Source organism: Allobosea sp. 67-29, from assembly GCF_001898115.1.
Lineage (GTDB): Bacteria > Pseudomonadota > Alphaproteobacteria > Rhizobiales > Beijerinckiaceae > Allobosea.
The window spans coordinates 705,605-730,743 of record NZ_MKSQ01000026.1; the positions used below are offsets into that span (position 1 = coordinate 705,605).

Consider the following 25,139-nt stretch of genomic DNA (forward strand, 5'->3'; position numbering starts at 1 on the left):
CGGCACCCCATCGATACCGATTATCCGGGAGAGGCCGATGTCGACCGCCACCCTCGAGAAGCCAGCCGCAGCCGCCGCGAGCGACACCATCCTGTCCCTCAACAACATCGAGGTGATCTACGACCATGTCGTGCTGGTGCTGAAGGGTGTCTCGCTCACCGTGCCGCGCAAGGGCATCGTCGCGATCCTCGGCGCCAACGGCGCCGGCAAGACCACGACGCTGAAGGCGATCTCCAACCTGCTCAAGGCCGAGCGCGGCGAGGTCACCAAGGGCTCGATCGTCTTCGACGGCGAGCGCGTCGACAAGCTTTCGCCCAACGAGCTGGTGCGGCGCGGCTGCATCCAGGTCATGGAGGGCCGGCACTGCTTCGGCCATCTCTCGATCGAGGAGAACCTGCTGACCGGCGCCTTCACCCGCCGCGACGGAAATGCCGCCATCAAGCGCGACCTCGAGAAAATCTACACGCTGTTCCCGCGCCTGAAGCAGCGGCGGACCTCGCAGGCCGGCTACACCTCCGGCGGCGAGCAGCAGATGTGCGCCATCGGCCGGGCGATGATGTCGAAGCCCAAGATGATCCTGCTCGACGAGCCGTCGATGGGCCTGGCGCCGCAGATCGTCGAGGAGATCTTCGAGATCGTGAACCGCCTCAACGACAAGGAGGGCGTCTCCTTCCTGGTGGCCGAGCAGAACACCAACATGGCGCTGCGCTACGCCACCTACGGCTACATCATGGAGACCGGTCGCGTCGTCATGGACGGCGAGGCGCAGATGCTGCGCGAGAACGAGGACGTCAAGGAGTTCTATCTCGGCGTCGCGGAGGGGGACAAGAAGTCCTTCCGCGAGGTCAAGAGCTACAAGCGCCGCAAGCGCTGGCTGTCGTGACGGCATCCGCACCGGCACGGCACCCGACAGACGAGACATCGCCATGACAGAGCATCACGACGCGCTCGAAACCCGCTCGCCAGCCGAGCGCGAAGCCGATCTCTTCGCCCGCCTGCCGAAGCTCCTGGCCGCCGCGATGCGGGCGCCGGCCTACGCCGCGCGTCTCGCGGGCGTCGACCCGGCCGCGATCACCGATCGCGCGGCGCTGGCCAGCCTGCCGATCCTGCGCAAGGCCGATCTTCCGGCCCTGCAGAGGGAGGCTCTGCCCTTCGGCGGCCTGGTTCCGGCGGCGCCGGGCTCCTTCGGCCGGCTCTTCACCTCGCCCGGTCCGATCTTCGAGCCCGAGGGCACGGCCGTCGACGCCTGGGGAGCGGCGCGCGGCCTGCGCGCCGCGGGCTTCCGCCCCGGCGACATCGTGCTCAACACCCTGAGCTATCATCTGACGCCGGGCGGCTTCATCATGGATTCCGCCGCCCGCGCGCTCGGCTGCGCGGTGATCCCGGCCGGCCCGGGCAATACCGAGCAGCAGATGGAGGTGATCGCGGCCTATCGGCCGAGCGCCTATGCGGGCACGCCCGATTTCCTCAAGATCCTGATCGAGGCTGCCGATGCCCGCGGCGTCGACATCTCCTGCATCCGTCGTGCCGTCGTCTCCGGCGCGGCCTTTCCGCCCTCGCTTCAGGCCTGGGTCAGGGAACGCGGCATCGACGCCTGCCAGCTCTATGCGACGGCCGATATCGGCGTCATCGCCTACGAGACCTCCGCCCGCGACGGCATGGTGCTGAACGAGGACCTGATCGTCGAGATCGTCCGGCCCGGCACGGGCGATCCCGTGCCGGAGGGCGAGGTCGGCGAGGTCGTCGTCACGAATCTCGACCCGCACCATCCCCAGATCCGCCTCGCGGTGGGCGATCTGACCGCCGTGCTGCCCGGGGCGAGCCCCTGCGGGCGCACGAACACCCGGATCAGGGGCTGGCTGGGGCGCGCCGATCAGACGGCGAAGATCAAGGGCATGTTCGTCCGGCCGGAACAGGTCGCCGAGATCGCCAGGCGCCATGCCGAGATCGCCAAGCTCCGCCTCGTGGTCGGCCGCGCCGACGAGACCGACACGATGACGCTGAGGGCCGAGATCTATGCCGAGCCGGTCGGCTTCGTCGACGCGGTCTCATGGACCCTGCAGCAGGTCACCAAGCTCAAGGGCAAGGTCGAGGTGCTGCCGCTCGGCGCGCTGCCGAACGACGGCAAGGTCATCGCCGACGAGCGACCCGTCGGGTGAGCCAGCGGTCACGGGAGAGGCGCTGACCGGTCCTGCCGCGCGCCGGGCACGCCGGCGGTGAGATGGCCGCTTCGCGGGTCCTCGCCCCTGCCCCTGTGCCTGCGACAGAAGGGCTCTCCCCGCGCCTCACCAGTCGATCGTGGTCTCACCCTGCTCCTGCAGCCAGGCATTGGCGCGGCTGAACGGCTTCGAGCCGAAGAAGCCCCGCCTTGCCGACAGCGGCGAAGGATGTGCGCTGGCGATAACGAGATGGCGGCTCTCGTCGATCAGCGGCCGCTTCTTCTGCGCCGGCGCGCCCCAGAGCAGGAACACGACATGCGGGCGCGCCCGCGAGACGGTGGCGATGATCTCGTCCGTGACCTCGCCCCAGCCCAGCTGGAGATGGGAGCCCGCCTTGCTCGCGCCCTCGCGCACGGTGAGCGCGGTGTTCAGCAGCAGCACCCCCTGCCGGGCCAGATGCGTGAGGTCGCCATCCCGCGGCACCGGCAGCCCAAGGTCCTCGGCACGCTCCCGATAGATGTTCGCGAGCGAACGCGGCAGCGGCGGCGGGCCGACATAGGAGAAGGCAAGGCCGTTGGCATGGCCCGGCGTCGGATAGGGGTCCTGGCCGAGAACGACCAGGCGGACCGAATCGAGCGGTGTCAGCGCGAGCGCCGCGAAGACACGTTCCGGCGCGGGCGCCACGACATGGCCGGCGGCACGCTCGGCGTCGGCCGCGGCACAGGCGCGCGCGGCGGGGCCGCCGGCCGAGAACGCCGGCAACCCGTTCCAGCCGCGGGCGGCCGGCAGAGCCTGGAAGGCGGCGAGGGCCGCGACGCATGTCACGCGGCGGGGCTCACTTCAGCACCACGCGGCCCTCGACCTTCGATTCCACGGTGCCGAGCTTGCGCAGATAGACCATCACCTCATTGGCCATCAGCTTGCCGTCGGTGAGGCCGATCAACACCTTGCCGCGGCCCAGCGCGGTGTAGCCGTCGCCGCCTTCGAGCATGAAGTTGTTCGAGGCCACGGTGTATCGGGCCGCGGGATCGATCGGCGTGCCGTCGGACAGGGTGAGCGCGGTGACGCGCGAGCCCACCGGCTGCTTGATGTCGGCCTCGAACTTCATCCCCGCCACGACCGGAAACTTGCCCGAGCCCTGCGGGGCCGGGGAAAGGCCGTTCTCCAGGGCGTCCTTCACGTCCTTGCCGGTGATCTCGACCATCACCGTCGCGTTGCCGAAGGGCAGTTCGCTCAGCACGTCGCGCCGCGTCAGGGTCGTGCCGGCCGCATATTGCTTGTTGGCGCGGATGCCGCCGGCATTGGTGATGGCGAGCTGCGCGCCGGTGGAGGCCCGGATCGCATCGGCGATCAGGTTGCCGATCGCCGATTCCTGGGTCCGGATCACGCCGGTGCGCGAGTCGAGCGGGGCGGCAAGCTTGGCGACGTCGATGTCGAGTTCCTTGGAAAGCTCGCCCTCATAGCCCTTGACGATGGCTTCGACCTCGGGGTCCGGCGTCGCCGAGCGGGAATCGTTGACCCGGAAGGTCGGGCTCCACGACACCTGCCGGGCCACACCCTCGCCCTTCACTGTGACGGCGATGTCGATCGCGGTGACGTAGTTGCCCTCCTCGTTCGACTCGACCATCACGACCTTGCCGTCATAGGCGATGGCGAGGTCGTGGTCGTGGCCGGTCAGCACGATGTCGACGACGCGCGAGCGTACGATCTCGTTGTCCATCGCCCGGTCGGCATGGACGACCGCGACGAGGATGTCGGCGCCCTGCCCCTTCAACGCCTTGGCCTCGCGCCTGAGCGCTTCCATCGACGAGGAGAAGACCAGGTCGCCTGGATGCGAGATCTGCGGTGTCGGATCATAGGCCGTCCCGATGACGCCGACCTTGATGCCGCCGAGCTCGAAGATCCGGCTGTCCTCGTGGCCGGGCAGCTTCCCGCCGCCGGCATCGCGCAGATTGGCGGCGAAGGTCGGGTAGCTCTGCGCGGCGACGAGCTTGAGATAGTTCTCCTTGCCGAAGTCGAACTCGTGGTTGCCCGGGACGAAGACGTCGAGCCCCATCTTGTTCTGCATCGCGACGATGTGGGCGCCCTGGTCGAAGCCCGACATCAGCGAGGGCGAGTAGCAGTCGCCGGCGTGGCAGAACAGCACCGGCACGCCGCGCGCCCGCTCGGCCTTGGCGATGCCGGCCGCCCGGGCGAAGCCGCCGCGGCCCTTGTCCCCGCTCATCTTGTAGATGTCGTTGACGAGCAGCAGCGTGAAGCTCGGCGCGGGCTGCTGCGCCAGTGCGACCGGAGCGGTCGCAGCCAGCGTCGCGGGCGCGGCCAGGACACCGAGGGCTTTGCGGCGGGTCAGCTTGGTCATGGCGGGCGCCCCTGTCGAGAAGGCTTCCAGCCTAGCAAGAGAGCCGCCCGGCTGACCAGATGGCTTTCGCGACCGGAACGCGTTGTCGGCAATGTCGCACCGGACCCTTCGGGCCGCTTCAAGGCTGGACGAAAGCGCGAACTCGTCTAAATCACGAGCGCAAGGAGAGCCCGCGCTCATGACTGCCGACCTCGCCACATCACCGTCCTCCGCCGCCGCCCGGCGCCCCCCCGATCACCCCAGGGCCCGCTATGGCCGCATCGGCGTGCTGCTGATGAATCTCGGCACCCCGGAGGGCACCGGCTACTGGCCGATGCGCGCCTATCTCAAGGAGTTCCTCTCCGACCGCCGCGTCATCGAGGAACCGCGCTGGAAATGGTGGCCGATCCTCAACCTGATCATCCTGTCGACACGCCCGGGCCGGAAGGGCAAGGATTACGCCTCGATCTGGAACAACGATCGCGACGAAGGCCCGCTCAAGACCATCACCCGCTCGCAGACCGAGCAGTTGGCCGAGCGCCTGAAGCCGCTTGCCGGCGAGCGCGTCGTCTTCGACTGGGCGATGCGCTACGGCTTCCCCGATGTGAAGAGCCGGTTGAAAGCGCTGCTCGACCAGGGCTGCGACCGCATCCTGCTGGTGCCGCTCTATCCGCAATATGCCGCGCCGACCTCGGCCACCGCCTGCGACCAGGCCTTCCGCGCCCTGATGCAGATGCGCTGGCAGCCGACGGTGCGCGTCTCGCCGCCTTATCACGACGACCCCGCCTATATCGATGCGCTCGCCCGCTCGATGCGCGCCTCGCTGGCGAAGCTCGACTTCGAGCCCGAGGTCATCCTCTGCTCGTTCCACGGTATGCCGAAGGACTACCTGCTCAAGGGCGACCCCTATTACTGCCAGTGCGTGAAGACCTGGCGGCTGCTGCGCGCCGAGCTCGGCTTCTCCGAGGAGCGCTTCCCGCTGACCTTCCAGTCGCGCTTCGGCCCGGACGAGTGGCTCCAGCCTTACACCGACGAGACGGTGAAGGCGCTGGCCCAGGCCGGCAGGAAGTCGATGGCGATCGTCGCGCCGGGCTTCTCGGCCGATTGCCTGGAGACCCTCGAGGAGCTCGACGGCGAGAACCGCGAGATCTTCCTGCATAATGGCGGCGAGAAATTCGCCTATCTGCCTTGCCTGAACGATTCGGCGGAAGGCATCGACGTCATCGCCGAGGTCGTCCAGCGCGAACTGATGGGCTGGCTCTGAGGCTCGCTAGCCGCCGCAGACGAAGCGCGTGACGCTCTCGATCACCGGCTTCGCCTGCAGGATGCGGCGATGCCCGAAGCCGCTCGTCTCCGCCAGCCTGACGAAACCGCCGGCCGCCGCCAGCACCTCGGCATGGCTGAAATCGAGCTCGCGATCCTGCCGGTCGTGGACGATCAGGGTCGGCACGCCAACCGCCGCGAGCTGACGCGATCCTTCGAAGGCTTCGACCGGATTGCCGGCGACGGCATGAATGCGGCGCTCCAGCGCCGCCTGGCCGCGCCGGCCGAGACCGATCGTGGCGCCGAAGCGCCGCGTGATCCGCTGCACCGAACAGGGGGCGGCGATCATCGCCAGCCGGCCGGTGGCGACCGGCGGCTGGCCCGGAACCGAGCCCGCCAGCGCCGCAAGCGCGATCGCGCCGCCGAAGGAATGGGTGACGATCGCGTGCAGGGGCCCGAAGGCCTGCGCCACCGCCGCCAGGCTGGCGACGCCGAGCGGCATGTCCAGCACGCGCCCCGTCGAGGCGCCGTGGGCCGGCAGGTCGAAGGCCACGACCCGGAAGCCCGCCTCGCAGAGCGGCCCGGCGAAGGCCGTCATGAAGGCAGCCTCGCTGCTCCAGCCATGCACCAGCAGCACCGTGCCGCGCCGCGCCGCGCCGGCCGCCTTGAAGACATAGGCCTGCGCGCTGCCGCAGGGAAAGGGAATAGCCGTGGCTTCGGCCCGCGCCAGACGCGCGATCGCACCCGTGGCGCTGCGGGCAGCGTTTTCGCTTCGCCCCCGCCGCCGCGGCGGGGTACAGAAAAGGCGGAAGGCGACCTTGCCGGCTGCGGCGGGGGCGAGAAAGCTGGCGGCTCTGACCAGGGGCCGCAGCAGACGGAGCGCGGTAGCGGGCATGGCATCGACCTCGATCTGTTCAACGCTGAACATTTATGTTCAGCCATGAACAAAAAGCAAGCCGTCTCAGACGCACCGGGCTCCGGCCAGCGCCTGCCCTGGGAGCTGCCGCGGTTCCGTAACTGGATCGCGGTCGCCCGGGTCCATAATCTCTGGGAGAAGGCCTTCAGCGAGGCGCTGGCGCCGCTCGATATCCAGGTCGCCCACTACGACGTGCTGGCCAATATCTTCCATGTCCCCGGACTGACCCAGCAGGCGCTGGCCGAGAAGCTGCTGGTCGGGCGCAGCGCGATGAGCATGCTGCTGCCGGTGCTCGAGCGGCGCGGGCTGATCGAGCGGCGCGGCGACGAGGCCGACCGCCGGGTCCGGCGCCTCTGGCTCACCGCCGCCGGAGAGGCCCTGACCCGCGAGGCGATGGCGATCCACGTCGCCGAGATCGAGGCGATGATGACGGTGCTGAGTGACGCCGAGTGCAACGCGGTCGGCGAGATGATGCGGCGCGTCGCCAAGGCGCTGGAAGGTTGATGCGACACGGGCCGCCCGTGGGGCGGCCCGGCCGGGTTTGTCCGCCTGTCCGGCCTATTGTGGCGCGAACACGCCGAGGCTGCTCGCCGTGATGTCGAAGGAGAGCGTGCCGACCACCGCCGCTCCGCACCATTTCGAGCGGCCGCTGCCGGAATAGATGCCGCTGGGATCGGCGGTCAGCGCGAAGCATTCCGTCTTCGACAGCGTCGTGTCGTGATAGCGCAGATCCGCCGTGACGTTCTTCCAGGTGTAGGAGACGCCGGCATTCCAGTAGGTGTAGTCGGGCAGGTTCGTCGGCGGGTTGGTCGACCAGATCGCCAGATTGGTCCGGCCGAGCCAGTAATGCCCGAGTTCGCCGGAGACCGACAGGCCTTCGAGGAAGGGCAGGGCGTATTTCGCCGTGACCGAGGCATAGGTGCCGTCCGCGCCGGTGCCGAGCCAGTCCCAGGCGTAGAACACGTTGGCGCCGAGCGTCAGGCTGCCGCCGATGACATAGGACGCCTTGCCGTAGATTTCGGTGTAGTCGGTGTTCTTCGGCGTCCAGAACACGCCGCCGAAGTCGATGAGCTGCTTCTCGCTCGGATAGTAGTACTGCATGATTCCGAGATCGAGCGTCAGGTCGCCGAATTTCGGACGGATGCCGCCGTAGAAGTCGATCTCGGCGTCGGGCCGGGTCGCCAGGTCGACACTCGAGCCATAGACGCCGACATAGAACAGGTTGTTGTAGATCTGCAGCTCGGCGCCGCCGCCGATCCCGGGCTTGCGGTCGGTCTGCGAGATGCCGCGGAAATTGTAGTCGGTCTGGCCCTTGATGTTGACGGCGATGTCGAACCAGGTGATCGCCGGCACGATCGGAGCCGGCGGCGGCCCTTTCTTGCTGGGCAGGTCGGAGGCCTGGGCGGCCGCTCCCAGTGCCGCCGACAGGCCGAGGCCCAAGAGCGCAGAACGAACAAGATCCAGCTTCATCGACCCGAACCCCTCTTCGCGCGGTGATCGCGCTGCGATCGCGATCAAGCGGGCCGGGTGAATTTTTCGGCAAGGCGAGGTTTTCGGCAGGCTGCGCGGCGCCTAAGCAAAAGGCCCCGAAATCGGGGCCTTCGCGCCTGCAAAAAAGGCAGCGGTGATTTGCCGGGAAACTGTTGCGAATATATCACATATTCGGCAGCCACCCGACCGCTGTTCAACGCATCGCGGGCTGGCTCGCATAGGCGGCCGGGGACTCGTCGAGCCTGCTCGTGCGCAAGCCCGTCGCGCGCCGCGGCGGCAGCGGCGCCCGGATACTGGTCGGCGCAGCCGGGACGACGACCGCGACGGGTGCCTCGGCCGCGGCCATGTTCTGTCCGCTCGTGGTCGGGGCGCTGCCGAAGCTCGGCATGAAGCTCAGGGCGCGCTGCAGGAAGGGCTTGCTCTCCTCGGCCGGCGCGACCGGCGTCGCCGAGGCGCTGGCCAGCACCGGCGCCTGCTCGGCCTTGCCGGGCTGGACCCGCGCAATCTGGCTCGTCGCCGGAACGGCGGCCGGCCGGATGTCGGCCTTGGCGGGCGCGGACTGGGCCGGCCGCTCGGGCCGGGCGGCCTCCACCGGCGGCGCGGCAGCGATCGCGGCCATCACGGCGCTGTCCTCGGCCGAGGCGGCCCGCACGGTTTCCCTGACCTGGCCCTTGTCGTCGAGCACGACGACGCGCGGACCGATCGCCAGCGCATCCTCGCGGCTGATGCCGACGTCCTTCGAGGCCCAGGACGCCGACCGGTTGAGCGCATCGGCGCCACCGTTCATCAGCGCCTGCTTGAAGGAGGCGTGCTGGTCGCCATCGTCGTAGACCAGGCGGATCGCCGGCGTGCCCTTGGCGACGAGCGCGGCGACCTCGGTCGCATCATGACGCTGCTTGGCGGCGACCTCGGCCGGCTCGGAGCCGCCGTTGAAGACATAGCGTCCGCCGGCGACCGATACCGCCGGCTCGTCCTTGGTCACCTCGAAATAGTCCGAGCCTTCCTTCAGGTTCTTCCAGAAGGCGATGTTGGGGTCGAGACGGTGCTGGGCGAAGTTCTTCGCCGTCATGCGGAACGGAAAGGCCTGCATCTGCACGGCCTTCTGGCCGGCGTTCTGGGCCTCGCGCACCAGCGCGTAGATCTCGCCGATCTGGTCGTCGGTCATCGAATAGCAGCCGGCGGAGGAGCAGGCGCCATGCACCATCAGATGCGCGCCGGTGCGCCCGAGCGAGCGGTCATAGGCGTTGGGATAGCCCATGTTGAACGAGACGTAATAGGCCGAGTTCGGGTTCATCTGCGCCGGACCGATGGCGTAGAAGCCCTCCGGCGCCATGCGGTCGCCCTCGCGCTTCTTCGGCCCGAGCTGCCCCGACCAGCGGCACATCGGAAAGGTCTTGAGCAGGGCGTAGCGGCCGTCGGCCTTGCGCTTCCAGACCTCGAGCTCCGACTCCTTCTTGTAGGAGCGGATCAGCACGGGCTGGTCCTTGCTCATGCCCTTCTCGGCCATCAGCGCATAGGTCGCCGCCGGGATCGGGATATTGTGGCGGGAGGCTCCGCGATAACGCTGTTCCTCACAGGCTCCCAGGCTCAATGCAACCAAAGCCAGGATCGCGAGTTGCTTCAGTGCCACGTCGTCATTCCCATTGAACGGCAGGCCGGGGCGCGACCTGTGACTTCGCAAGACGGCCAAATTGTGCCCGTCGAACCGTTGTAGAAGCGTTAGCCTTGAGGGTTCCTTACCACAGGCTCTCTGAGTCTGGCCACATGGTCAATGACGGGTAAAAGGCGCCCGGTTTCGCAAGCGCAGCATTAACCGGCCTCGCGCGCCTTCAGAGCTGCCGCCCGATCGCCAGGAACTTCTCCGCCCGCTTGTCGACGATCGCGGTACCGTCCATGCCGGCGAAATCCGCCAGCGCCGCGGCGACGGCATCGCCGGCCCTGGCCATGGCGGCCTGCTTGTCGCGATGCGCACCACCCGTCGGTTCGGAGACGATGGCGTCGATGACGCCGAACCTGAGCAGGTCCTGCGCGGTGATCTTCATGCCGGTCGCGGCGTCCTGCGCCCGCGCCGTGTCGCGCCACAGGATCGAGGCCGCGCCCTCCGGCGAGATCACGGAATAGATCGCATGCTCCAGCATCAGGACCCGGCTCGCCGCCGCGATCGCGATCGCGCCGCCGGAGCCGCCCTCGCCGATCACCAGCGCGACGCTCGCCGTCGGCAGGCCGAGCCAGGCTTCCGTCGAGCGGGCGATGGCTTCCGCCTGGCCGCGCTCCTCGGCGTCGATGCCCGGATAGGCGCCGGCGGTATCGACGAAGCTCAGCACCGGCAGGCCGAAGCGCCCGGCCATCTCGACCAGGCGGACGGCCTTGCGGTAGCCCTCCGGCTTGGGCATGCCGAAATTGTGCCGGATCCGGGTCTCGGTGGAATCGCCCTTCTCCTGGCCGATGACGCAGACGGCCTCGCCGCGGAAGCGGCCGAAGCCGCCGACGATCGCCTCGTCTTCGCCGAAGGCGCGATCGCCCGCGAGCGGCGTGAACTCTTCGATCAGCGCGGCGCAGTAGTCCTTGAAATGCGGCCGCTGCGGATGGCGCGCCACCAGCGTCTTCTGCCAGGGGGTCAGCGCCGCGTAGATCTCCTTGAGGGACTGGCTCGCCCGGGCATCGAGCTTGCCGATCTCCTCGGACAGCGAAATGCCGTCGCCGCGCGCTTCCAGCGCCCGCAATTCGTCCGCCTTCGCCTCCAGTTCGGCGACCGGTTTCTCGAAATCCAGATAGCTACGCATCGTGATCCAGTTCAGCTTCCGCGCCGGAAGCGGCACGGATCGGCGGTTTCATCCGAAACCCGGCTTGAAAAGCGGCGGACCTTGTCCGCCACCCGGCGAAATTGTCAACCCGTGCGCGCCGCGCCGCCGGGCTTTGCCGCGCGCGGCGTGGGAGCCGGCTGCGGCAGCAGAATGGGTCTCAGCGCGAAGCTGCGCCGCGTCGCGCGCAGCGGCGCGCGCCGGTAGAACTGCTTGGTCGCGTCGATGACGTGGACCCCGGCGAAGGGCAGCGACAGCCCCAGCCCGACCTGCTCCCAGGCATAGGCCGAGCGCATCAGGAGCCGCCTCTGCAGCGGCGGGACATAGAGCACCTCGGCCCAGTGCTCGGGCGAGAATTCGGCGGCCCGCAGCAGGGCCGAGAGCTGCCGCCGGCTGAAGGGACGGCCCTGGCCGAAGGGCGTGCCGTCGATCCGCGCCCACAGCCCGCGGCGGTTGGGCACCACCAGGATCATCCGGCCGCCCGGGTTGAGCACGCGCGAGACCTCCTCCAGCAGGTCGTCGGGGCTTTCGGTCTCCTCCAGCGCATGGACGAGCACGGCGCGGTCGATCGAGGCGGTCGGCAGTGGCAGGAGGGTCGGCTCGACCAGGGCCGAGGCCGACAGGCCGGGCGAAGGCCAGTTCACCACCCCCTGCGCCGCCGGCATGAAGGCGATGCTCCGTTCCGCCTGCATGCCGAGCACCGACAGATAGGGTGTCGAGAAGCCCAGCCCCAGAAGGCGCTGGCGCGAGCAATCCGGCCAGAACCGCAGCATCGCCCGGCCGATGAAGCGCCGCGCCACATGCCCGAGCGGGCTGGCGTAGAAGGCGCGCAGGTCGACGACGTCGAGAGGCATGGCGCCTGACATGGAACGCCAGCGGAGCGAACGCAAGGGTGGCGGCAGCCGCCGCCGCACGGCGCCCCTGCATGCCGGATGGGTTGATCGCCGACCGGGCATGGCCCATTCAGGACGCCGATCCGCCTTTTGCAGGAGTCCGCCATGCCGCTCGACCTCCACGTCTTCCGCACGCTCGGCGACAATGCCGGAGCCCTGCTCCACGACCCTGCTACCGGCGCCTGCGCGGCCGTAGACGTGCCCGATGCGGGCGAGCTGCTCGCTGCCGCCAAGGCGAAGGGCTGGACGATCAGCGACATCTTCGTCACCCATGCCCATCACGATCACACCCAGGGCGTGGCGGCGGTGAAGCAGGCGACCGGCGCGACGGTCGTCGGCCCCGCCGACGCACGGACCATGGCGCCGCTCGACCGTGTCGTCGGCGAGGGCGACAGCGTGACGCTCGCGGCCGAGCGCTTCGATGTCTGGCACACGCCGGGTCATTCCGACGGCCATCTCAGCTATGTCGGCCTCGACAGCAGGATCGCGCTGGTCGGCGATGTCGTCTTCGTCATGGGCTGCGGCCGGGTCCAGCCCGGGCAGATGGCGCGGATGTGGACCTCGCTGTCGCGCATCATGGCGCTGCCCGGCGACGTCCGCCTGCTCGGCGGCCACGACTACACCCTCGCCAATGCCCGCTTCGCACGCTCGGTCGACCCGGCCAACGCGGCGCTGACGGCGCGCTTCGCCGAAGCGGAGAAAGCCAAGGCCGAGGGCCGCTTCTGGGCGCTGACCACCGTCGCCGAGGAACGGGCGACCAACCCCTTCTTCCGCGCCGGCGACCCGGCCCTGGCGGCGTCCGTCCATCTCGCGGGCCAGCCCGCTGCGGAGGTCTTCGCCGCGCTGCGCGAAGCCAAGAACAGGTTCTGACCATGCCGCACCGCCTCGACGGGCTGACGGCGGCGGAGGTGATCCGCCTGCTCGATCTCAAGCCGCATCCGGAGGGCGGGCACTACCGCGAGACCTTCCGCGACGCGGAGGGCCCCGCGGGCCGCGGCCATTCGACAGCGATCTATTATCTGCTCGATACCGGCGAGACCTCCGAGTGGCACCGGGTCGACGCCGCCGAGATCTGGCACCATTACGCCGGCGCGCCGCTGGTCATCACCATCTCGCCCAACGGGCACGATGCCTCGGCCCATCATCTCGGCACCGACCTCGCCGCGGGCCAGCGTCCGCAATGCGTGGTGCCGGCCGGCTGCTGGCAGAGCGCGACCTCGCTCGGCGCCTGGACGCTGGTCGGCTGCACGGTGGCGCCGGGCTTCGCATTTTCGGGCTTCGAGATGGCGCCGCCGGACTGGCGGCCGACGCCGCGCAAGCCTTTCGGGGGGACATGATGCTGACGACACATGACGACAGCCGGCTCGCGCTGGAATGCGAGCGCCGGATCATCAATGCCTGGCCCGCGCTGGCGACGCTCGTCGTCGGCGATTGGGTGCTGCGCTTCGCCAACGGCTATTCCGGCCGCGCCAATTCGGCGACCCCGCTCGCCTATGGCGCCGAGCTCGACGGGGCGGCGCTCGACATGCTCGAGGAACTCTACCGCGCCGACGGCCTGCCCCCGGCGATCCGGCTGACCCCGCTCGTCGCCGAGGCTACGCGCGAGGCGGTGCTGGCCCGCGGCTACGCGGTTCGGGACCGTTCCTTCGGCATGATCGCTCCGCTGGCGGGCCTGCCGGTGTCGGCTGAGGCGGAGTTCCAGATCGAAGCCAGGCCGGAGGCCGAATGGATCGCCGGCGTCGCCGCCCTGCAGAGCGGCGCCAAGACCCATGCCGGCAATCTGGCGGCGATCGTCGAAAAGATCCGCATGCCCGCCGCCTTCGCCTCATGGCTGGTCGAGGGCGAGCCGGTCGCCTTCGGCATGGCGGTGGCGGAACGCGGCATGGCCGAGATCGGGCTGATCTGCGTCGACCCGACCCATCGCGGCAAGGGGCTGGGCCGCAGGATCGTGGCCGGACTGATGGGCTGGGCCGGGGCGACCGGCTGCCACAGCGCCTATCTCCAGGTCGAGCAGGGCAACGCCGTCGCGCTCGGCCTCTACCGCAGCCTCGGCTTCCGCCAGCTCTACGCCTACGAGACGCGCCTGCTCGCCGGCTGATCAGCGGATCAGCAGCGCGGTGCCGTAGAGCCCGATGGCGAAGAGGGTGTGGCTGACGAAGTTGAGCAGCCGGATCTGGTTCGCGTTGGGCTTCTTCGAGGCGGCGATGCCCATGCCCATGCCGGGCTGCAGGATGAACCAGCCGCAGCCGATCGTCGCCCAGCCGACGACGAGCGCCGGCAGGAAGGTCGGGTTGCGGACCCAGCCGGCGCCGGCGATCGCCAGCACGATGCCCGCGAAGGCGATACCGACGAGGTAATGGCAGATCCAGCCGATCGCGAGCTCGCCGGCAACGGGCTCCGATTTCGCAATGTCGTCATGCCAGACGCGGCCGCGCGGGAGATGGGCGAACCAGCGGCCGGGCATCGCCCAGTTCGGCTTGGGGAGGCCTAACAGGCGCAGGAATTGCGCCCAGATATCGGTGAGCGCGGTCGCGCCGACGCCTATGACGACCATTCGCAAGATCAGATCCGACACGTTCCACCCCCATCCGCATCGATGCAGTGCAATGCCTGTTGGAGCGACGATCGCGGCGGTGGTCAACCGCGACGGTGCGCGGGCGGGCTGCATGTGGCGCATCGCCCTATCGGGGAACCGTGGCACCAGCCGGCGGGTTGCCCCCGCTGATCCATTCGCGAGCGAGGGGAACGACATGGCCACGGCGACCGCCGAGACGTCACGCAGCGCAGCCAAGCCCGCGACGGGACCGCACGGCGCGGAGGAGCTGCCCTCCGTCGTCGTCACCAGCTACAATCTGGAAATCCGCGACGAGGACGGGTTCGTCGGCGACAAGGCCAGCCGCAGCGCTTTCGTCGAGCATCTCGATGCGCTGCGCGCGCATCTCAAGCGCAACGGCGACGATCCGCTCGACGGCGAGACCGCCCGGATCAGCAAGAAGGAGCTGGACGCGCTGCTGAAGGACGGCGACGCGGCGGAGGCTGCCCTGGTGCTGAGCGCGGTGGAAGGCTTCGCCCAGTCGCTCGCCTTCGTGATCCGCCGCTTCGCCCGCCTGAAGAGCTGGGCCGAGATCGAGCGCATCGTCATCGGCGGCGGTTTCCGCGAAAGCCGCATCGGTGAGCTCGCCATCGCCCGTGCCGCCATCATCCTGCGCACCGACGGCCGCGACATCGACCTGGTCCCGGTCAGCCATCATCCCGACGAGGCCGGGCTGGTCGGCAGCGCCCATCTCGCGCCGAAATGGATCTTCGAGGCGTTCGACAGCCTCGTCGCCGTCGACATCGGCGGCTCCAACATCCGCGCCGGCATCGTCGAGCTGCGCCAGAAGAAGGCGCCCGATCTCGGCAAGGCCCGCGTCTGGAAATCCGAGCTCTGGCGCCACGCCGAGGAAGAGCCCAGCCGCGACGAGGCGATCAAGCGCCTCGGCAAGATGCTCCGGGGCCAGATCGAACGCGCGCAGGACGAGGGCTTGCGGGTGGCGCCCTTCATCGGCATCGGCTGCCCCGGGCTGATCGAGCCGGACGGCAGCATCGAGCGCGGTGCCCAGAACCTGCCGGGCAACTGGGAGAGCAGCCGCTTCAACCTCGTCGACAGCGTGCGCGACCTCGTCCCCGCCATCGGTGAGCACGACACCGAGATCGTGATGCACAACGACGCGGTGATCCAGGGCCTGAGCGAAATGCCGGCGATGCAGGATGTCGAGAACTGGGCCGTGCTCACTATCGGCACCGGGCTCGGCAATGCCAGCTACCGCAACCGCAGCAAGCCGAAGCGGGGGAGCTGACCCGCGCCGGTACACGATCTGTCCGCACGATCCGCCCATCTGCCATCTTCAGGTCGTCTTTGCCGGTGATGAGCGACGGCAGGCGCCCGGCCCGGGCGCGCCCCTGCGGGGAATTGCGGGAGTCTGGCCTTGCCGGCAGCGGAAGCGCGGTCTTCGTCTTGCGTTGGGGCCGGTCCTGTGCGGAGGGTCGGCGACACAGCGAATCATCTTGACCGGCAGGGCCGCCCGACCATGGCAGCGCATCCCGCACGAGCAGCGATCCGGGCGGGCTGGACTGCCCGTCTGCTGGCCGCCTTCCTGCTGGCCGTCGCGCTCGCGGCCGGCCTGTCCGGCCCTGCCCCGGCGCAGCAGCCGGCCCCCGCCCCGGCCCCTGCCGCCGCGCCCGCGGCGCCGGTCGACCCGAAGAGCCCCCGCGGCCGGCTCGACGCGGTGCGCCTCGAGCTTTCGCAGATCGAGACGACCCTTTCCCGGCCGGAGCTCAGCGACGACGAGCTCCTGCGCCAGCGCATCCGCCTGCAGCCGCCGCTCGACCAGCTTCGCCTGATCATCGAGCAGCAGGCGCCGCTGGTCGACCAGGCCAAGCTGAAGCTCGACCAGCTCGGCCCGAAGCCCGACGACAAGGCGCCGCCGGAATCGACCGAGATCGCCCGCGAGCGGGAGATCCGCACGAAAGCCTATGCGGATGCGGACGAGACGCTGAAGATCGCGCGGGCCTCGCTGCTGCAGGCCGAGCAGCTCCAGAGCACGATCGGCGACAAGCGCCGCGAGATCTTCGCCGCGGCCCTCTTCGCCGCCGGGCCCTCGGTGCTCAGCCCCGATGTCTGGAGCAACGCCGTCTCGACCGCCCCGGAGGACCTGCGCGCCTCGGGCTATGTCTTCGGCGGCTGGCTCTCGGGCGTCTCGGAGGCGCTGTCGGGAACACGCGGCGGCATTCTCGCGCTGGCGCTGATGGGCGCGCTCCTGCTCTACTGGGCGCGTGCCCGCTATCTGCCGCGCTTCAAGGCGCGCCACGCCAACAGCGAGGACGCCGGCGACCTGCACTGCCTCTATATCGCGCTGGCCCATGTCGTCGCCGGGGCCGCGCCGCCGGCGCTGGCGAGCTGGCTGGTCTACAAGGCGCTCAACACCACCGGCCTGCTGCCGGAGCGCATCCAGCCGGTGATCTGGGCCGTGGTCGTCGGCCTCGCCTTCGTGGCCTTCGTGCAAGCCCTCGCCGACGCCGTCTTCGCCCCGTCGAGCCCGCAGCGGCGCCTGGTCCGCGTCATGGACGAGACCGCCCGCAGCGTCGTCTGGATCGCGAGCGCGCTCGCGCTCGTCACCATGGTCGGCAAGATCTTCGAGGCCTGGCTGCAGGCCATCGCCGCCGGCCTCGCCATCTCGATCATCGTCAAGGCGCTGTTCGCGATCTTCTTCGCACTGGCGCTGATCGCCGGCCTCTACCAGATCCGCGACGACGAGGAGGTCGAGCAGGAGGCCTGCCTCGGCCCCTACGTGCCCGTCGACGGCGCCAGCCTCGGGCCGATCCGCATCCTCGGCTGGATCGTCGGGCTGGTGATCATCGCCGCCGCCTTCAGCGGCTATGTCGTCTTCGCGGCCTTCCTCGGCCAGCAGACGCTCTGGCTCGGCATCGTCGCCTGCCTCTATCTGCTCGCCCACCAATTCATCGAGCTCGGCATCCCGCGACTTCTCTCCGGCAAGGGCCGGCTTGCGCTGACGCTCAGGGCCGGCATCGGCCTGCGCACGGCCACGCTCGAAAAGATCGCGGTGCTCGGCGCCGGCCTGCTCAAGCTTCTGCTGCTGTTCCTGACGCTGCTGCTCGTGCTCGCCCCCTGGGGTCTCGAATCGGCGGATTTCCTGGTTTCGCTGCGGGCGGCCTTCTTCGGTTTCCAGGTCGGCGGCGTGACGATCTCGGTCTCCACCATCGTCGTCGGCGCCGCCGTCTTCGCCCTCGGCATCGCCGCCACCCGGACGACCCAGCGCTGGCTCGAGACCAAGTTCCTGCCGACGACGCAGCTCGACCCCGGCCTGCGCAACTCGATCACCACCGCCGCCGGCTATGTCGGCTACATCGGCGCCGTCGCGCTGGCGGTCTCGGCGGTGGGGCTGAGCCTGGAGCGGCTGACCCTGGTCGCGTCCGCCCTCTCGGTCGGTATCGGTTTCGGCCTGCAGTCGGTGGTGTCGAACTTCGTATCCGGCCTGATCCTGCTTTGGGAACGGCCGATCCGGGTCGGCGATCAGGTCGTGGTCGGCGATGTCGAAGGCATCGTCAAGCGCATCAACGTGCGCTCGACCGAGATCGCCACCTTCGACCGCGCCAGTGTCATCGTCCCGAATTCGAACCTCGTCTCCGGCGTCGTCCGCAACCGCGTCCGCACCGACCGCACCGGCCGCGTCCTGATCTCGCTGTCGGTGACGCGGCTGACCGACGCCGGCGCCGTCCGCAGCATGCTGCAGGAGGTCGCCGACAACCATGGCGACGTGCTCAAGAAGCCGCCGCCGACCGTCCTCTTCAAGAAGCTCGGGACCGCGACGCTGGACTTCGACCTCATCTGCATCGTCGACGATCTCGATCTCGTCGGCCGGGTGACCAGCGACCTCAACTTCGCGATCCGCAAGCGGCTCGCCGACATCGAGGTCTTCGGCACCCCCCAGCTCGAGGTCAAGGGATTGTCGGGCGTCGAGCAGTCGCTCGACGGCATCGCGTCCGCCGTCGGCCGCTTCGATCCCTCCCGCAAGCCGGGCGGACGCCGGGCGAAGGCGCAGGCTGCCGCCGAGCCCGTCCCGCCGCCCGCCGGCGAGATGCCGGAAGAGGACGGCGACAAGAAGGCCCCGCCGGCCGCCGCCGAGAACAAGGCGCCCGGAGACGACAAGGAATGATCCGATGCCGAAGCTTCCGCGCCCCTTCGCTGGGACACACGCCGTGACCTGCCCCGCCGCCCTCGTCGGCGCGCTCGCCCTCTTCGGCCTCGCCGGCTGTACCGAGCCGCAGCGCCAGGCCCAGCCTGCCTTCTACCGCGATCTCGGCTCGGCCTCGGCCAGGGTCGACGCCGAGCAGGCGCGCGCGATGATCTCGGCCTATCGCCTGAATGCCGGCCTCGGCACGCTGACGCTCGACCCTGCGCTGAGCGCGGCGGCCGAGCGCGAGGCCGCGGCGATGGCGCGTTCCGACAAGCCGGCGCAGGCCGATGCGGTGAAGGCGCGCCTCGCCGGTGAGGGCATCCCCGGCGCCGAAGCCAATCTCTCGGCCGGCTACCGCCGTCTCGCCGAGGCGTTCTCGGGTTGGCGCGACTCGCCCCAGCACGACCGCGTCATGAAGGACGCGAAGGCGCGGCGCATGGGTATCGCCACCGCCTATGCGCCGGGCTCGAAATACCAGGTCTACTGGGCTCTCGTCGTCGCGCCCTGAACGGATCGCCCGCTGCAACCCGGACTCGGATTCTACCCGCATCGGTAGAGTTTCGTGAAATTTTACACAGAATGGTTGTAATCTTAACCGGCTTTTAACCAACTCAACCTATTGTTGCAGTGTCTCGGATAGACCCACCGAAGGTCATTCTGGAGGGCTGCCTATGTCATGCCGTCCGCTTCCGTTTCTTGTCTTCACCGTGATCCTGCTCCCGCAGGCGGCGCGAGCCCAGGCCGGCGGCCTGGTCGATGTCTGTACCGGGCTGAGCGTCGACCTGCCGGTGCTCCAGCCGGTCGCCGGGGTCGCCTCCGGATTGCTCGCCGGGCTCCTCGACCCGGTGCTCAACGGCATCGTCGGCGACATCAACGTCAACCTGCGCGACACGCTGAGCGGCCAGAACATCGGCCTCTCGATCCGGGACCAGAACGGCAACCTCGTCACCCTTCCCGGCAACTGCAATCTCAAGGCCGACAGCGTCACCGTCGACTCCCCCGGCGGCATCGCCATCGGCGGCGGCGAGATCAGCGGGCTCGGCAGCAGCGCGAGCCCCAAGGCCACGGCTAGCGATCCCGACGCGATCGCCTTCGGCAACGGCGCCGCGACCTCGGCCGCCGCGAGCGCCGGGGTGGCGATCGGGCTGCGCAGCGCGGTCAACGCCGCCGACGGCGTCGCGCTGGGACGAGACAGTACGGTCTCGGCCGCGGGCGGCGTCGCGCTGGGAGCCGGCTCGCTGGCGTTGCGCGCCGGTCTTTCCGGCGCGAGCGAGGCCTTCAGCGGGGTCGCGGTCGCCTCGACCCAAGGCGCGCTCTCCGTCGGCTCGGCGGGCAACGAGCGCCAGATCACCAACGTGGCCGGCGGCACCCAGGACACCGACGCCGTCAATCTGCGCCAGCTTCGCTCCGTCGCCGACAGTCTCTCCTCCGCGCTCGGCGGCGGGGCGGGCTTCGACACCGCCGGCAGCTTCACCGGGCCGAACTACGCCCTGCGCAGCGGCATCTACACCACCGTCGGCGCCGCGCTCACGGCGCTGGACCAGCAGAACGGCGTCATCGCCGGCAACAACACCAGCGCCCTGCCCCTGGCCTCCGCGACAGGGAGCGACGCGATGGCTGCCGGCTACGGCGCCCGCGCCGAGGGAAGCCTCTCGACCGCCATCGGCACGCAGGCGCGGGCCAGCGGGAGCGAGAGCACCGCGATCGGGGCCGGCGCCGTCGCCTCCCGTCCGCGCCAGATCGCGATCGGCACCGCCGCCAGCACCTACACGCTGCCGGGGCTGTCCTCCGCCGCGAGCCGCTCGGCGCAGAGCGGGCCGACGCAGATCGTCACCACCGACGCCGCCGGCAACCTGGCGGCCATGCCGATCGACCTCGCCGGGCTCGACCAGCGCATCGACGGCCTGGCCGTCTATGCCCGCGACAGCCGCCGCGAGGCCCGGCAGGGCGTCGCCGCCGCGATGGCGATGACCGGGGCACCGCTGCCGTCGCGACCGGGCAAGACGAGCTGGGCCGGCAACACCGCCACCTTCCGGGGCGAATGGGCCGCCGGTTTCGCCGTCGCGCACCGGCTCGACGTCGCGATCCCGATCGCGATCAATGCCGGCGTCAGCCTGACCGGCAACAGCTTCGGCGGCGCACGCCTGGGGTTGAGCGGAGAGTTCTGAGCGTCGGGCGCGGCGCGCCGCCGGTCCGTCCCGGCGCGGCGGACCGTCCGATCCCGCCAGCACCTGTCAGCGGCGGCCTTCCGGCCCCCTTACAGAGGCGGCGGCGCGAGGCTAGCTTGCGGCCATGCCCCCACGCCCGCGCAAGCCCTTTTCCCTCTCCGCCGAGCAGGCCCGCCGCATCTGGCTGCACGCCCAGCGGCTCGACCGGCGCGCGCCTTTCGGCGCCGGGCCGGAAGCGACCCGCGCCGCGGTCGAGCATCTCGGCTATGTGCAGATCGACACGATCAACGTGATCGAGCGCTGCCACCACCACATCCTCTATGCGCGCATTCCCGGCTATCGCCGCAGCGACCTCGCCCAGGCGCAATCGGTCGAGAAGAGCGTCTTCGAATACTGGACGCATGCGCTTTCCTATGTGCCGGCCCGCGACATCCGCTACTTCCTGCCGGAGATGAAGGCCCATCGCGAGGAGCCGAAGCGCTGGTCGGCGGTCGGCGCCCGCGAGGAGACCCGCAAGCTGCTCCGCCGCATCCGCAGGGACGGTGCGCTCACCATCCGCGACATCGAGGAGGAGCTGATCGAGAAGGCGCATCTCTGGGCCAGCAAGAAGCCGTCCAAGGGCCTGCTGGAGCGCGCCTTCTACGATGGCGACCTGGTGATCTCCGCCCGCAACGGCATGGTGAAGACCTACGAATTGTTCGACCGGCATTTCCAGTGGGAGAAGCGGCCGGCGCCGGCGAGCGAACGGCAGGTCGCCGGCTACAAGCTCGACCGCGCGCTCAGGGCGCAGGGCCTCGTCAGCCTCGATTCCGCCTGCCATCTTGATGCGCCGGGCAAGAAGGCGGTCGCCGCACAGATCGCCGGCCGGGTCCGGCGCAAGGAGCTGGTTCCCGTCGCGATCACAGGCGCCGGCAAGCAGCTGCATTGGGCGATGCCCGGGATGCTGGAGGCGGTGCCGGAGCCCGAGCCCGAGCTCATCCACATCCTCTCGCCCTTCGATCCCCTGGTGATCCAGCGCAAGCGGGCGAAGCTGTTCTTCGATTACGCCCATGTCTTCGAGGCCTATCTGCGCCCGGAGAACCGCGTCTACGGCTATTTCGGCCTGCCGGTGCTGGCCGGGGACCGCATCGTCGCCGTGCTCGACCTCAAGACCGATCGTGCCGCCGGCAAGCTCCTGATGCAACGCTGGACCTGGCTCGACGGCTTCGAGTCCCCGGGGCTCCAGGCCGCGATCGAGGAGGAGCTGGCGCGTTTCGAGCGCTTCCAGCTCGGACGCGACGAAGCCGAGCCGGCCCGCGCGGAGCCCGACACAAAAATGCCGGCTTGATCGGAGCTTTTGCCCGCGGGGAGCGGGGGGCCGGATGACCACGACATCGCGATCGACGAGGCCTGCCTGCAGCAAGGTGCCCAGCTGAATCATGATGGCGGCGCTCCGGACACGGTTTCCGACGCCCGCTCCGGGCCTGCCGGTTGCCGCGATCCTGCACGCCGCCCTGATCGCCTGGCTCGCCTCGGTCGCGATCCAGCAGTTCGATATCGCACCGATCGTCGAGCAGAGCGTCGAGGTCGAATTGCAGACGCCGGCGGAATTCGAGGCGCTGACGCGGCCGCCGCCGCCCGTTCCGCCCCCGGTCGTCGCGCCGCCTCCCCTGCTGCCTCCGGCACCCGCGCCGGCCGAAGCCGCCCCGCACGCGGACGCGCCTGCCCCCTCGCCGCCGCCCGAGCCGGCCCGGCAGCCGGGGGCCGACGGCCTGATCCATCCGCCGCGAATGCTGTCCCAGCGCGTGCTCGCCGATCCGCGCAGCCGCGGCGCGCTCGCCGCTCTGCCGCTGCTCGCCCCCGACGAGCGCGTCGAACAGCTCTGCGGGCTGGAGGCGATGGGCCAGATCCATGACTGGCAGCGCAGCTTCGAGCCCGACCGCGTCACCGCCTACGCACTCGCCGATACGAAGCGCGCCGGCCGCGTCCTGGCGGCCGAGGGCGCAGCCTTCCGCAGCCGCCGGCGCTGGTACGGCCTGCGCTTCACCTGCACCGTCTCGGCCGACCTCAAGCGCGTGACGGCCTTCGCCTTCCATGTCGGCGAGCCGATCCCGCAAAGCCGCTGGGAGGCGCTCGGCCTGCCGGCGGTGCATTGAGCGGGCGGGTCAGGCGCCGAGCAGCTCGACCAGCGGCGGAATCAGCGGCTCGTCCGCCGGCGGCATGGCGAGGTCGCGCAGCTTGCCGGGCCGCACCCATTTCAGCGCCTGCGCCTCGCGCGAGACGGGCGTGCCCTCCCAGCGCCGGCAGACATAGAGCGGCATCAGCAGGTGGAATTCGGGATAGGCGTAGCTGGCGAAGGTCAGCGGCGCCAGGCACGCCTCCTTGACGGCGATGCCGAGCTCCTCGTGCAGTTCGCGGATCAGCGCCGGCTCCGGCCGTTCGCCCGCTTCGAGCTTGCCGCCGGGAAACTCCCAGAGGCCGGCGAGCGCCTTGCCCTCGGGGCGCTGGGTGACGAGGACGCGGCCGTCGGCATCGATCAGGGCGCAGGCGACGACGAGAAGCAGCTTCACGGGAACGGGACTCAATTGCCGGAAAGGATGACCTGAACGGGCTCGGTTTCCTTGCCCGTCAGGGTGACGCTGTCATAGACCGAACCGCCCTCGCGGGAAAAGGCGGCCTCGTCCCCCCAGATCACCTGCGTGGTCAGGAAATAGCTGCCCGGCGCCACCTTGTCGAAGACGAAGCGACCGTTGGACTCGGCCTTGGTCGTCCGCGTGTAGTCCGAATAGGCGGGGTCGACGGCATCGTCGCGCGGATAGGCGCTGTGCGGGATGTATTTGCGCTTGCCGTAGAGATTGGCGAAGCGCTCGCGCGCGAAGGCCGTGGCCGGGACCAGGCGGACGACCTCTCCCGCCGCGTTGACCACCGCTCCGCTCGGCTTGGTCCGGAAGGCATGGCCGACGATGACGCCGGTGCCGGGCTTCCTGATGAAGGCCGCTTCCTCGGCGGAAAAGGCGACGGTCGCCGGCTTGCGCTCGACGCAGGCCGGGAGGAGGAGCGCTCCGACGAGCGCCAGCGATCGCAACAGCACGTCCTTCGGCCCCCCGCCCCTTGTCCCCGGCGCGATCATGCCGCCGCGGCGGGGGCGGCGCAATGCCGGGCTGAGCCTCAGGAGCGGTAGTCGCCGTTGATCTCGACATAGGCCTTGGTCAGGTCGCAGGTCCAGACCGTGGCCCTGCCGCGCCCCAGCCCGAGATCGGCGGTGATGACGATATTGTCGCCCTTCATGTAGTCCGAGACGGCCTGCTCGTCATAGGACGGGGCGCGCGCGCCCTGCCTCGCCACGACGATGTCGCCGAAGCCGATATCGAGCCGGTCGCGGTCGGCCGGCTCGCCGGCCTTGCCGACGGCCATGACGACGCGGCCCCAATTGGCGTCCTCGCCGGCAATGGCGGTCTTGACCAGCGGCGAATTGGCGATCGAGAGCGCGACCCGCTTGGCCGAGCGGGCGGAGGCCGCGCCGCTGACGCGCACCTCGACGAATTTGCGTGCGCCCTCGCCGTCCTTGCAGACGAGATGGGCGAGCTCGAGCAGGATGGAATTCAGCGCCCGCTTGAAGCCGGAGAGCCGGGCGTCGTTGAGCTCGGTGATCGCGGGAACGCCGCGCGCCGCGGCCTTGCCGGTGGCGAACAGCGTCAGCGTGTCCGAGGTCGAGGTGTCGCTGTCGACGGTGACCGCGTTGAACGAGCCCTTGACACCCTTCGAGAGCATGGCCTGCAGCACGGGCGCGGCGATCGGGGCGTCGGTGAAGACGAAGGAGAGCATCGTCGCCATGTCCGGCGCGATCATGCCGGCGCCCTTGGCGATGCCGGCGATGACCACTTCCTTGCCGTCGATCTTGGCCTTGCGGGTCAGCGCCTTCGGGAAGGTGTCGGTGGTCATGATCGCGCGGGCGGCGTCGATCCACGGACCGTCGGCGGCGCGCCTGGCGCAATCGTCGAGCACGCCCTTGAACTTGGTCGCGTCGAGCGGCTCGCCGATCACGCCGGTCGAGGCGATGAAGACCTCTTCCGGCTTGCATCCCGCCGCCCTGGCGGCGATCTCGGCGGTGAGCTTGACGGCCTCACGACCCTTCAGCCCGGTGAAGGCGTTGGCGTTGCCGGAATTGACCACGATCGCGCGGGCCGAGCCTTGCGCGAGGTTCTCGCGGCACCAGTCGACCGGGGCCGAGGGGCATTTCGAGCGCGTAAAGACGCCGGCGACCTGCGTGCCCTGGTCGAGCAGCGCGAACCACACATCCTGGCGGCCCTGGTAGCGGATGCCGGCCTCGGCGGTGGCGAAGCGCACGCCCGGAACCGGCGGCACCTTGGGCTGGCGCTTCGGCGCGAGCGGGG

24 protein-coding genes are annotated in these 25,139 nt (G+C 69.8%); 13 read left to right on the top strand and 11 right to left on the bottom strand.

Features of this window, described 5'->3' with window-relative positions; genetic code table 11:
- Positions 1-37: 37 nt before the first annotated feature.
- The gene (locus BGO20_RS22390; RefSeq protein ID WP_291659725.1) at positions 38-883 is read left to right on the top strand and encodes an ABC transporter ATP-binding protein; all 846 of its coding nucleotides are present in this window, start codon (positions 38-40) and stop codon (positions 881-883) included.
- Positions 884-926: 43 nt separating this feature from the next.
- The gene (locus BGO20_RS22395) at positions 927-2,159 is read left to right on the top strand and encodes a phenylacetate--CoA ligase family protein (protein WP_291659726.1); all 1,233 of its coding nucleotides are present in this window, start codon (positions 927-929) and stop codon (positions 2,157-2,159) included.
- A 126-nt stretch (positions 2,160-2,285) separates the two neighbouring features.
- Here the strand turns inward: BGO20_RS22395 and ung are convergent, their stop codons facing one another.
- Both ung and BGO20_RS22405 read right to left on the bottom strand, forming a co-directional pair.
- Positions 2,286-2,984 carry a uracil-DNA glycosylase gene (gene ung / locus BGO20_RS22400; protein WP_291659727.1) on the bottom strand — a complete coding sequence of 233 codons (699 nt, stop codon included), beginning with the start codon at positions 2,982-2,984 and terminating at the stop codon, positions 2,286-2,288.
- 10 nt (positions 2,985-2,994) lie between these two features.
- Positions 2,995-4,518 carry a bifunctional metallophosphatase/5'-nucleotidase gene (locus BGO20_RS22405; RefSeq protein WP_291659729.1) on the bottom strand — a complete coding sequence of 508 codons (1,524 nt, stop codon included), beginning with the start codon at positions 4,516-4,518 and terminating at the stop codon, positions 2,995-2,997.
- Between the two features lie 178 nt (positions 4,519-4,696).
- Between BGO20_RS22405 and hemH the strand changes: the two genes are divergently transcribed.
- Positions 4,697-5,761 (top strand): ferrochelatase, encoded by a 1,065-nt coding sequence (hemH, locus tag BGO20_RS22410; protein ID WP_291659731.1) that lies wholly within the window; start codon positions 4,697-4,699, stop codon positions 5,759-5,761.
- A gap of 6 nt (positions 5,762-5,767) precedes the next feature.
- Here the strand turns inward: hemH and BGO20_RS22415 are convergent, their stop codons facing one another.
- A complete protein-coding gene (locus BGO20_RS22415; protein ID WP_291659733.1) occupies positions 5,768-6,688 on the bottom strand; it encodes an alpha/beta hydrolase in 921 nt (306 codons plus the stop codon).
- A 12-nt stretch (positions 6,689-6,700) separates the two neighbouring features.
- Here BGO20_RS22415 and BGO20_RS22420 point away from each other — a divergent pair, with 12 nt between their 5' ends.
- On the top strand, positions 6,701-7,180 hold the full coding sequence (locus tag BGO20_RS22420; RefSeq protein WP_291659735.1) for a MarR family winged helix-turn-helix transcriptional regulator: 480 nt from the start codon (positions 6,701-6,703) through the stop codon (positions 7,178-7,180).
- A gap of 54 nt (positions 7,181-7,234) precedes the next feature.
- On the opposite strand, the gene BGO20_RS22425 is transcribed toward BGO20_RS22420, so the two are convergent.
- The 4 genes from BGO20_RS22425 to BGO20_RS22440 all read right to left on the bottom strand — a co-directional run bounded on the left by BGO20_RS22425 (position 7,235) and on the right by BGO20_RS22440 (position 11,822).
- A complete protein-coding gene (locus tag BGO20_RS22425) occupies positions 7,235-8,146 on the bottom strand; it encodes a TorF family putative porin (RefSeq protein WP_291659737.1) in 912 nt (303 codons plus the stop codon).
- Between the two features lie 214 nt (positions 8,147-8,360).
- Positions 8,361-9,797 carry a L,D-transpeptidase family protein gene (locus tag BGO20_RS22430; protein WP_291659739.1) on the bottom strand — a complete coding sequence of 479 codons (1,437 nt, stop codon included), beginning with the start codon at positions 9,795-9,797 and terminating at the stop codon, positions 8,361-8,363.
- Positions 9,798-9,996: 199 nt separating this feature from the next.
- Positions 9,997-10,950 (bottom strand): acetyl-CoA carboxylase carboxyltransferase subunit alpha, encoded by a 954-nt coding sequence (locus tag BGO20_RS22435; protein ID WP_291659741.1) that lies wholly within the window; start codon positions 10,948-10,950, stop codon positions 9,997-9,999.
- 104 nt (positions 10,951-11,054) lie between these two features.
- Positions 11,055-11,822: a class I SAM-dependent methyltransferase gene (locus tag BGO20_RS22440; RefSeq protein ID WP_291659742.1), complete on the bottom strand. Its 768-nt coding sequence runs from the start codon at positions 11,820-11,822 to the stop codon at positions 11,055-11,057.
- Between the two features lie 144 nt (positions 11,823-11,966).
- On the opposite strand from BGO20_RS22440, the gene gloB reads away from it, so the two are divergent.
- Genes gloB through BGO20_RS22455 form a run of 3 tightly spaced genes read left to right on the top strand, consistent with a single transcriptional unit; the run spans position 11,967 to position 13,959 of the window.
- Positions 11,967-12,731 (top strand): hydroxyacylglutathione hydrolase, encoded by a 765-nt coding sequence (gene gloB / locus BGO20_RS22445; protein ID WP_291659744.1) that lies wholly within the window; start codon positions 11,967-11,969, stop codon positions 12,729-12,731.
- 2 nt (positions 12,732-12,733) lie between these two features.
- Positions 12,734-13,198: a cupin domain-containing protein gene (locus tag BGO20_RS22450; protein ID WP_291659746.1), complete on the top strand. Its 465-nt coding sequence runs from the start codon at positions 12,734-12,736 to the stop codon at positions 13,196-13,198.
- On the top strand, positions 13,195-13,959 hold the full coding sequence (locus BGO20_RS22455; protein WP_291659748.1) for a GNAT family N-acetyltransferase: 765 nt from the start codon (positions 13,195-13,197) through the stop codon (positions 13,957-13,959). Before BGO20_RS22450 ends, BGO20_RS22455 begins: the two co-directional genes overlap by 4 nt.
- On the opposite strand, the gene BGO20_RS22460 is transcribed toward BGO20_RS22455, so the two are convergent.
- Entirely contained in the window at positions 13,960-14,415 is a 456-nt protein-coding gene (locus tag BGO20_RS22460; protein ID WP_465246068.1) for a DUF2938 domain-containing protein, read from the bottom strand.
- 196 nt (positions 14,416-14,611) lie between these two features.
- On the opposite strand from BGO20_RS22460, the gene BGO20_RS22465 reads away from it, so the two are divergent.
- The 6 genes from BGO20_RS22465 (at position 14,612) to BGO20_RS22490 (ending at position 22,901) form a co-directional block, all read left to right on the top strand.
- Complete coding sequence (locus tag BGO20_RS22465) at positions 14,612-15,700, top strand: ROK family protein (protein WP_291659752.1); 1,089 nt, start codon at positions 14,612-14,614, stop codon at positions 15,698-15,700.
- Between the two features lie 231 nt (positions 15,701-15,931).
- Positions 15,932-18,577 carry a DUF3772 domain-containing protein gene (locus BGO20_RS22470; RefSeq protein WP_291659754.1) on the top strand — a complete coding sequence of 882 codons (2,646 nt, stop codon included), beginning with the start codon at positions 15,932-15,934 and terminating at the stop codon, positions 18,575-18,577.
- Between the two features lie 4 nt (positions 18,578-18,581).
- The gene (locus BGO20_RS22475) at positions 18,582-19,106 is read left to right on the top strand and encodes a CAP domain-containing protein (protein WP_291659757.1); all 525 of its coding nucleotides are present in this window, start codon (positions 18,582-18,584) and stop codon (positions 19,104-19,106) included.
- A 163-nt stretch (positions 19,107-19,269) separates the two neighbouring features.
- Positions 19,270-20,766, top strand: coding sequence for a hypothetical protein (locus tag BGO20_RS22480; protein ID WP_291659758.1), 1,497 nt, complete (start codon positions 19,270-19,272; stop codon positions 20,764-20,766).
- Positions 20,767-20,890: 124 nt separating this feature from the next.
- Positions 20,891-22,093, top strand: a complete 1,203-nt coding sequence (locus BGO20_RS22485) for a winged helix-turn-helix domain-containing protein (RefSeq protein ID WP_291659759.1) — start codon at positions 20,891-20,893, stop codon at positions 22,091-22,093.
- A 91-nt stretch (positions 22,094-22,184) separates the two neighbouring features.
- A complete protein-coding gene (locus BGO20_RS22490; RefSeq protein WP_291659760.1) occupies positions 22,185-22,901 on the top strand; it encodes a DUF930 domain-containing protein in 717 nt (238 codons plus the stop codon).
- Positions 22,902-22,910: 9 nt separating this feature from the next.
- Here BGO20_RS22490 and mutT read toward each other — a convergent pair whose 3' ends face one another.
- The 3 genes from mutT to argJ all read right to left on the bottom strand — a co-directional run.
- Positions 22,911-23,315, bottom strand: coding sequence for an 8-oxo-dGTP diphosphatase MutT (gene mutT, locus BGO20_RS22495; RefSeq protein ID WP_291659761.1), 405 nt, complete (start codon positions 23,313-23,315; stop codon positions 22,911-22,913).
- An 11-nt stretch (positions 23,316-23,326) separates the two neighbouring features.
- The gene (locus BGO20_RS22500; RefSeq protein WP_291659763.1) at positions 23,327-23,830 is read right to left on the bottom strand and encodes a peptidase associated/transthyretin-like domain-containing protein; all 504 of its coding nucleotides are present in this window, start codon (positions 23,828-23,830) and stop codon (positions 23,327-23,329) included.
- 83 nt (positions 23,831-23,913) lie between these two features.
- The coding region (argJ, locus tag BGO20_RS22505) for a bifunctional glutamate N-acetyltransferase/amino-acid acetyltransferase ArgJ (RefSeq protein WP_299858837.1) at positions 23,914-25,139 on the bottom strand (1,226 nt) is incomplete at its 5' end.